Genomic DNA, 8,915 nt, shown 5'->3' on the forward strand with positions numbered 1-8,915 from the left:
TATGAATTTCTAGTTAGCACCTATTAAGACTTCAAAATTAAAAAATATTTTTAAAACAAGTCAATCAACAAGTGCCCACACAGATTGTCTGATATATTGTTAAAGAGCAAAAAANAACGACGCACTGGTTTTTCTTAAGAGTCACAACAGCGCGTCGTTGTGTGGGGCGTATTATAGGCATTTCAGATGCCTTTGCAAGATCTTTTTGTAAAAAAATGTAAATTTTTTCTTGGTTGAAGATCTTTTAATCAAATCGTCTAAAAAACACAATTTTTATGGTGTTTTATTCTACAAATTCAGGCTTTCTGCAAATGTCTTTACTTTTCCCCAATCGGTATATTCAATTTCTTTGGTCGTATCCGTTTCACCACCTGTAATTTTCATAATCAATTGGATCATGACACGATCAATCCATTTATAGCGTGGATATAACAATGCACCTGCAAATACACCTACTTTTGCTGGCGTCCATTTTATGCGTTGAAGGAACTTACACACATAGGCATTTCCCTCTGGCGTATCTTTTCCTTCTTTTCTCGCGGTCAAATTTACGCCAAAAAAGACCGCACTTTTTGTATTCAGCAATTCATGATGGCGTTCTACAAAATGGTATAACTGTTTATTAAAATGACCATAGCGAATGGATGCTCCAATAATCACCCGATCAAAAAATTGAAGATCCAGTTCCTCCGTTAGCGGTGAAACTACTATCTCTCCTTCAAGATACTGAACCATAAATTCAGCAATCTTTTTTGTTTGCCCATCGTGGCTTGAATATAAAATTAATGTTTTCATTATTCCTTCCAAAATGCCGGTGTGAAGAGCGCCAATAGTGTGAAGATTTCTAAACGACCGCACACCATCGCAATAGTTAGTACCCATTTAGCACTATCTGGCATCGCTGTCATATTACTGCTTACTGAACCTAAGCCTGGTCCAAGGTTATTAATACTTGCCAACACTGCATTAAAGGCATCAAAAGGTGCAACACCGCAGGCAATCACACTTAACAAACAAATAGTGAATACCAATAGATATGCAGAGAAAAAGGCCCAAATACTCCCAATCACACGTTCATCAAGGACATTTTTGCCCCATTTAATTGGATACACTAAATTTGGGTGAACAAATCGCTTCAGCTCTCTCGCACCTTGAAGGTATAACACTAAAATCCGTGCAACACGCAAACCGCCACCAACAGATCCCGCACAGCCCCCAATAAAAGACGCAATAATTAATAACATTGGCACAAAAGAAGGCCACTCAACGAAATTTGATGTGGTGTAACCAGTCGTCGTTGAAATCGATACGGCTTGGAATACTACTTGTTCAAAATCTTGCCATGAGGAATCAAAATATTGATGGCCTATCATTACCAATGTACAAGCCACGATAAGCAAAATTTGAATACTCATAAAGAAGCGGAATTCTGGATCTTTTGTATAAATCTTCAAAATATTTTCTCGTCCTAAGGTCGAAAATGCTCTGAAGTGCAATGCGAAGTTACAAGCCGAAATCCACAGGAAAATGACGGTGATAAAATTAATCGCTGAGCTATTAAAATACCCGATGCTAGCATCATGCGTAGAAAAGCCGCCAATAGATACGGTTGAGAAACTATGCGTAATCGCATCGAACGGTGTCATACCCGCTAGCCAGTAAGCCAAAGCACAAGACATGGTTAAAAAGAAATAAACAAACCACAATGCCTTTGCCGTTTCCGCTATCCTAGGCTGAATTTTCTGATCTTTCATTGGGCCTGACATTTCTGCACGGTATAACTGCATTCCGCCAATACCCAATAAAGGAATAATCGCAATCGCAAGTACGATGATCCCCATCCCGCCTAACCATTGTAGGAATTGGCGATAAAACAGAATGGCTTTCGGTAAATTATCTAATCCCGTCATGACGGTAGCACCCGTGGTTGTTAGCCCAGAAAATGCCTCAAACACGGCGGAAGCCACTGTTAAATGGGGGGAATCAAATAATAGCAATGGCAAGGTTGCTAGCCCACCTAGAACGAACCAAAATGCCACCACTATTAAGAAACCATCACGAGATCGCAATTCTTGTTTGTGGTGATGACAAGGCCACCAAAGCAACATGCCCACGGTTAAGCTCAATGAAAAAGCTTGCATAAACGCTTTACCGCCGCCATCGCCATAAATAAGCGCCACAAAGGCTGGAATCAGCATCGTGCCGGAAAAGCACATAATTAAAATGCCGATAATCCGAATAATGGATAAAATATGCACAATATCTCGCTTAATTCATTTCTTCTAATTTCAACGTTCCTGCCGAACGCTCAATTAATGCTTGTTCAAAAGGTTTAATTTGATCTTCACTAATGCCTAACTGCAATGTAATCTGCACTTGAAAATCTTGCTGATAAATTTCAATTTGATGTTGTTCACATAAAATTTGGATCCAATTTAATTGTGCATAATCACAATGAACTTGGAATAACTGACGTTCTACTTTTCGTTCAGTTTCTAATAATTTTAAAGCTTGCTGCACACCATTTCCATAAGCACGAACTAAACCGCCAGTGCCTAATAAAATACCGCCATAATAACGAACAACAACGGCACTAATTTCACCAATTTGACTACCTAGCAAAGCAGATAGCATCGGTTTCCCTGCAGTGCCTGCTGGCTCACCGTCATCGGAAAAGCCTAATTGTTGAGAATCCGTTGGCTTGCCGGCCACTGATGCCCAACAATGATGGCGGGCATTAGGGTGCTGCGCTTTAATTTCTGTCCAAAAAGCTTTGGCTTGTTCAAGTCCTTCCGTATGTTGCAAATACGTGATAAATCGACTTTTCTTAATTTCTTCTTCAAAAACGACCGTACTTTTGGGGATAAGGTATTCAGCCATGGAATATTATTCAAGTAAATTTGTTGCGTAGTTTATCATTGATAGCGGATTTATCGAAATTTCCCCATAATTATTGTATGATGTAGCTCAATTTCAATAAAACTAATGAATAACAATGACTGAAATTACTGTCGATAAAACCCTTGATACCGTTGGTTTACGTTGTCCTGAACCTGTAATGCTTGTGAGAAAAAACATCCGCCACATGAATGAAGGTGAAGTATTGCTTATTTTAGCGGACGATCCTGCCACTACTCGCGATATTCCCAGCTTCTGCCAATTTATGGAACATACGCTTTTAGCGAGTGAAACCCAAGACCCCCCTTTTAAATACTGGGTGAAAAAAGGCCAATAAAAATGCGGCCATTATTGACCGCATTTTGTTATTCTGCCGAATTATTCGAAACAGGGTAATACTGTTTCTGAAGAAATTCAGGCTTCAATAACGCAGAGGCATTCCACCACTCAATCACCAACTCCTGTGGTCCTTCCGCATAAGACGCAATTTCATACACGTTATATACAAAATGAATTCCATCATGATCTAAATAGAAATTGTCGGTCACTTCAAAAGCGTCTTTTGATGTAAATGCTTCCTCATCCTTTACCTCACCATATCGAGTGTAACGTTCCCAAAGCAACTCTTTTAATTTAGCTTGCTGGTTTGGTTTAAAAACATCATCAAATGAAAGTAGTTTTTTCATTTCTAAATCAACATTAAGATAATGATAACCACCAACTCCATGAGCGCCACCACCATAGCTGTAATAGTTTATTAAAAATACAGCAAGCTTACCTCTTTGGTGACTAAATGCTAACTCTAAGGTTTCATCAATCCCCATTATTGGAGATTCCAACATTTCTTTTTTAGCTTCATCATATGCTTTTTGGTAATCCTCAATAAGCTGCTCGCGGCTTCTTGGTTTACCATCAGCATTTTTTGAAATTTGCTCTAAAAGTAGTTTATCTAGCCACTCAATATTCGTTTTTAGTGTAGAAATACTGTAATGAAGTTTACCTTCAGTAGGGACATATTCATCTTCTTTGGTCGATTTAGGGTATTTGATGGTTTCCTCTTTATCAAAAATCACATCATCTTGAGCAATAATTGCCGGAATAACCTTCTCCGCCTTCTCTTTTTCAGCTTTTAATTGCGTATTTTCTGCCGTCAGTTGCGCAATTGTCTGTGTTTGTTGCTCAATCGTTGCTTTCGCTTCTTTATCTTCGCAACCTGTTACCGTAAAAAGTGCAGTTAAAATTAAGGCTGAAATGAATGTCTTTTTCATGTATTACCTATAAATCAAATGTGTCTTTATCACGTAGAATATGATCATTGCCTTTACGGCGTAAAAAGCCGGTGCGATCAAAATATTCCATCAATTGCACTGTCAGTTTTCGACCAAAATTAAGCTTATCACGTAATTCATTTACGGCAACTTTACCTTCTTCGCCTGCCATTTCCTTAATTAAGCGAGCATAAGCATAAATGCTCTCTGTCAGGAAAAAACGATCTTTTACGATTGGCGTGAGGTAACCTAGCTTACCCGCTTTATACATAAAATTACGCATTACACTTTCATCTTGCGCCAATGCCGTTGCCATATCACGCACCCAAATGGCTTGTCCATGCGCCTTTTCAAATTCTGCTAACACCGCTTTCCATAATGTTTGCTCTTCAGCTGAAAATTGGATTTTGTGTGAAGGCAAATGTAACCAACCACGAGTTTGCTGCAATTGGCCTTCATCAAGCATTTCTTCAATGAAATGATAAATCAGATTTTCTGGTTGGTTTAGTGTCGCAATACGGTACAAGCGGGCTTTACTCAAACCAAGCTGATCATTATGTTGTTCATGATAGGTAGCAAGTGCGGTCAAAATTTGCTGCATTTTTTCACGTTGATAATCACGATTAAAACACCAATTTTGGAAACGAATATCACCGTTTTCAGCCAACGCTTCTGCCAGTTGATTTTCAGTTAGCTGCTCACTCCACATTAGCGCTTGAGCTGAAACCGCCTCTTTTTGTAAGGTCAATCCGATGCGTTGTGTGGCGGTTTTAGCCTGATTAAGTTTAGCCAAGAACGCTAGACGAGCCTCTGTACGCTTATAACGTTTTGGTGAATAAATTTCGAGTACTTTCGCCCCACCAATTAATACTTTTGCATCGCCACTACGTAAAATTAATTTATCCCCAAAGGCCAAAAATAATGGCTGCTCTAAAATGACTTCCGCCAAAGTGCAGTCATTTTTCATTGCATTTTTGCTTTCAAGCAAGGTAAGCTTACCTGTTGTGCGGCTTGCTGCATGATAAATGTGCACAGGTTGACTATCTTTCAAATTCACTTCAGGCGTAATTTCAATGGTAATACGATCAGTTGGCTCAAGTGGTTCTGAGGCTAACAACCAATCGCCACGCTGCATTGGAATACGATCTAAATCAATGTTTAAATTGAGCGCTAAGCGTTGACCAGCCAAGCCTTTTTCGCTCGGCGTATTCTGAGCATGAATATTCTTAACGCGAACCTTTTGTCCCGTAGAAAGGAAGAGTTCATCATCAATAGATACTGTACCCGCAAATGCTGTGCCCGTTACCACTGTACCCGCCCCTTTCACGCTAAAGACACGGTCGATGGCATAACGAAATGGTTTATTTATTTCAGCTAATTCCGGTAAATTGGCTAAATAATCACGTAACGCATCAATTCCTAAGCCTGTTTGTGCCGATGTAATAAAATAATGAGATTCAGCTAAGAATGGATAATCTGTCTGAATTTGTTTTTTTAGAGCCTCGATTTGCTCATTTGTTGCTCGGTCAGCCTTGGTAATCACTACCATGATTTCAGTAAATTGAAGCTGACGCAAAATCGCTAAGTGTTCCTTAGTTTGTGCGGCAATCCCTTCATCGGCTGCAACAATAAGCATGGCATAATGCACACCACCAAGCCCGGCCAACATGTTGGCGAGAAACTTTTCATGGCCAGGTACATCAATAAACCCAAGTACTTTCTCTTTTAAAGGTAAATAGGCATAACCCAAATCAATGGTCATGCCACGTTTTTTTTCTTCCGGCAAATGGGCGGTATTCGTACCTGTCAGTGCTTTTAAAAGGGCTGTTTTACCATGATCGACGTGCCCTGATGTTACTATGATCATAATTTTTCCACCGTATCTAATAATGCCTTAAAGTCAGCCACGCTACGTAAATCTAACCAAATCTTTCCTTTCTCAACACGACCGATTATTGGTTGTTCTAACGCTTTGAATACCGTTAAAAGTGCGGTCAATTTTGCCTCTGTTTTTTCAGCTATCGTTACCGCAATAGAAGGAATCGTCGCCATCGGTTGGGAACCACTCCCAATTTGAGCAAAACTTTCTTCAATCTCTACATGATAATCTTTTAAACGATTTGCTAAACAGGCTTTAAGTTGTTCGGCTTTTTCTTTTAATACATCCATTGATTGAGTGAGCAAATGCAAAGTTGGCAACGTTTCTGTGAGTTTTTCGGGTTGTAGATAAAGGCGTAATGTTGCCTCAAGCCCGGCTAAAATCACTTTATCACAACGCAACACGCGCTTTAATGGGTGAGCTTGTAACTGAGCAATCCACTCTTTTTTACCGACGATAATACCGGCTTGTGTTCCACCCAATAATTTATCGCCCGAGAATGACACTAAGTTTACGCCTTGTGCAACTTTTTCTTGCACCGTCGGCTCATTCGGTAAATCATATTGGCTTAGATCAATCAATGCACCGCTACCAAGATCCGTCATCACTGGAATATCAAACTCTCGTCCAAGATCAACTAACTCTTGTTCTGAAACCGAAGCGGTAAATCCACTAATATGATAGTTACTGCAATGTACTTTCATTAAGAAAGCAGTATTTTCATTGATTGCTTGACGATAATCTTTCAAATGTGTGCGGTTTGTGGTTCCGACTTCAACAAGTTTACAGCCTGCTTGAGCCATAATGTCTGGAATGCGAAATGCTCCGCCAATTTCAATTAATTCCCCGCGAGAAATAATCACTTCTTTATCTTTTGCAAAGGTGGCCAACATCAAGAGCACAGCAGCTGCATTGTTGTTAACGATACAAGCAGCTTCTGCACCTGTGAGTTGTGCAAGTAGCTCACTAATATAATTATCCCGATGACTACGTTTGCCTTCTTCCAAATCATATTCCAGTGCAACATTACCTTTCATCGCATGAAGTGCCGCTTGTTGTGCACTTTCAGCCCATAATGCTCGCCCTAAATTTGTATGTAATACCGTGCCCGTTAAATTATGAACTGATTTAATTTGTACATGATTTTGTTGAGTCAATCGTTCTTGTAAATAATGCAATGTACTTAGGTGATCGGCAAAAAAGTGCGGTAAATTTTGATGCTGTTTAATAAACTCGCGCCCTTCAGACAATAATTGGCGCAATTCACGCACGACAGCTGAATGACCAAATTCGGTTAAAAGCATTTCACCTTCTGGTGTTTTTAAAAATTTATCTACCGAAGGAAGTTGTTGAAAAAGTGCGGTCATTTTTAATTCCTATTTCAAAATGGCGTTGAATTGCGAACTAATTTACGCTAAAGTAACCGCAATTTCAATAACGGAAGGTCGTCATCTCCGGTGAGGTGGCAGGACTTCAAATCCTGTTGGGGACGCCAGCGTTCCCGGGTGGGTTCAACTCCCATGACCTTCCGCCACTCTTTTCTTCCAAAGAATATTTCTCTCTCCCTAACATTCACATGTTTAATTTGAACTTTCATTATAATTTCACTGAATTTTAGGCAAACAAAAAGGCGTATCTTTCGATACGCCTTCTTAATCTAACTTGTTACAGTTAATACATCAATTATTTGATGATTTTCGCAACAACGCCTGCACCTACTGTACGGCCACCTTCACGGATTGCGAAACGTAAACCTTGGTCCATCGCGATTGGGTGGATTAAGCTTACTGTCATTTTGATGTTATCACCAGGCATTACCATTTCCACGCCTTCTGGTAACTCGATTGTACCAGTTACGTCAGTTGTACGGAAATAGAATTGTGGACGGTAACCTTTGAAGAATGGAGTGTGACGACCACCTTCATCTTTTGATAATACGTAAACTTCTGATTCGAAGTCAGTGTGTGGAGTGATTGAACCTGGTTTCGCTAATACTTGACCACGTTCGATTTCTTCACGTTTGGTACCACGTAATAATGCACCGATGTTTTCACCTGCACGACCTTCGTCAAGTAATTTACGGAACATTTCAACACCAGTTACTGTTGTTTTCGATGTTGGTTTGATACCAACGATTTCAACTTCATCACCAGTACGGATGATACCACGCTCAACACGACCTGTTACTACTGTACCACGACCTGAAATTGAGAACACGTCTTCGATTGGAAGAAGGAACGGTTGGTCAATTGCACGCTCTGGTTCAGGAATGTAAGTATCTAAGTGGTTTGCTAACTCAAGGATTTTTTCTTCCCATTCTGCAACACCGTTTAATGCTTGTAATGCAGAACCACGTACGATTGGAGTATCGTCACCTGGGAAATCATATTGAGAAAGAAGTTCACGAACTTCCATTTCTACTAATTCTAATAACTCTTCGTCATCTACCATGTCGCATTTGTTTAAGAATACGATGATGTAAGGTACACCTACTTGGCGACCTAATAAGATGTGTTCACGAGTTTGTGGCATTGGACCATCTGTCGCTGCTACTACTAAGATTGCACCGTCCATTTGCGCCGCACCGGTAATCATGTTTTTAACATAGTCCGCGTGTCCTGGGCAGTCAACGTGTGCGTAGTGACGAGTTGGAGTATCGTATTCAACGTGTGAGGTGTTGATGGTGATACCACGCGCTTTTTCTTCTGGCGCGTTATCGATTTGGTCGAATGCACGAGCTGCACCACCGTAGTGTTTTGCTAATACAGTTGTGATTGCTGCTGTTAAAGTTGTTTTACCGTGGTCAACGTGGCCGATTGTACCCACGTTTACGTGCGGTTTTGTACGTTCAAATTTTTCTTTAGACATTT

Annotated in this window: 8 protein-coding genes and 1 tRNA gene; 2 read left to right on the top strand and 7 right to left on the bottom strand. The window is 40.1% G+C overall.

Going from position 1 to position 8,915, the window contains the following annotated elements:
* Positions 1 to 288: 288 nt before the first annotated feature.
* From hemG to AC979_RS05505, 3 genes are read right to left on the bottom strand one after another with little or no spacing between them, the layout of a single operon-like run.
* A complete protein-coding gene (gene hemG, locus AC979_RS05495; protein ID WP_049373236.1) occupies positions 289 to 795 on the bottom strand; it encodes a menaquinone-dependent protoporphyrinogen IX dehydrogenase in 507 nt (168 codons plus the stop codon).
* Positions 795 to 2,258: a TrkH family potassium uptake protein gene (locus AC979_RS05500; RefSeq protein ID WP_049373238.1), complete on the bottom strand. Its 1,464-nt coding sequence runs from the start codon at positions 2,256 to 2,258 to the stop codon at positions 795 to 797. The genes hemG and AC979_RS05500 overlap by 1 nt, the downstream gene beginning before the upstream one ends.
* A gap of 10 nt (positions 2,259 to 2,268) precedes the next feature.
* Positions 2,269 to 2,880 carry a YigZ family protein gene (locus AC979_RS05505; protein ID WP_049373239.1) on the bottom strand — a complete coding sequence of 204 codons (612 nt, stop codon included), beginning with the start codon at positions 2,878 to 2,880 and terminating at the stop codon, positions 2,269 to 2,271.
* 115 nt (positions 2,881 to 2,995) lie between these two features.
* Between AC979_RS05505 and tusA the strand changes: the two genes are divergently transcribed.
* On the top strand, positions 2,996 to 3,235 hold the full coding sequence (gene tusA / locus AC979_RS05510; RefSeq protein WP_049373241.1) for a sulfurtransferase TusA: 240 nt from the start codon (positions 2,996 to 2,998) through the stop codon (positions 3,233 to 3,235).
* 28 nt (positions 3,236 to 3,263) lie between these two features.
* Here tusA and AC979_RS05515 read toward each other — a convergent pair whose 3' ends face one another.
* Genes AC979_RS05515 through selA form a run of 3 tightly spaced genes read right to left on the bottom strand, consistent with a single transcriptional unit; the run spans position 3,264 to position 7,412 of the window.
* Positions 3,264 to 4,166, bottom strand: a complete 903-nt coding sequence (locus AC979_RS05515; RefSeq protein ID WP_049373242.1) for an RsiV family protein — start codon at positions 4,164 to 4,166, stop codon at positions 3,264 to 3,266.
* Between the two features lie 7 nt (positions 4,167 to 4,173).
* Entirely contained in the window at positions 4,174 to 6,033 is a 1,860-nt protein-coding gene (selB, locus tag AC979_RS05520; RefSeq protein ID WP_049373244.1) for a selenocysteine-specific translation elongation factor, read from the bottom strand.
* Complete coding sequence (selA, locus tag AC979_RS05525; protein ID WP_049373246.1) at positions 6,030 to 7,412, bottom strand: L-seryl-tRNA(Sec) selenium transferase; 1,383 nt, start codon at positions 7,410 to 7,412, stop codon at positions 6,030 to 6,032. The genes selB and selA overlap by 4 nt, the downstream gene beginning before the upstream one ends.
* Before the next feature lie 72 nt (positions 7,413 to 7,484).
* On the opposite strand from selA, the gene AC979_RS05530 reads away from it, so the two are divergent.
* Positions 7,485 to 7,579: transfer RNA gene (locus AC979_RS05530), tRNA-Sec, on the top strand.
* Positions 7,580 to 7,728: 149 nt separating this feature from the next.
* Here the strand turns inward: AC979_RS05530 and tuf are convergent.
* Positions 7,729 to 8,913: an elongation factor Tu gene (gene tuf, locus AC979_RS05535; protein WP_049365036.1), complete on the bottom strand. Its 1,185-nt coding sequence runs from the start codon at positions 8,911 to 8,913 to the stop codon at positions 7,729 to 7,731.
* Between the last annotated feature and the right edge of the window lie 2 nt (positions 8,914 to 8,915).

Source organism: Parahaemophilus parainfluenzae, assembly GCF_001053575.1.
In the GTDB taxonomy this organism is placed as follows: domain Bacteria; phylum Pseudomonadota; class Gammaproteobacteria; order Enterobacterales; family Pasteurellaceae; genus Haemophilus_D; species Haemophilus_D parainfluenzae_S.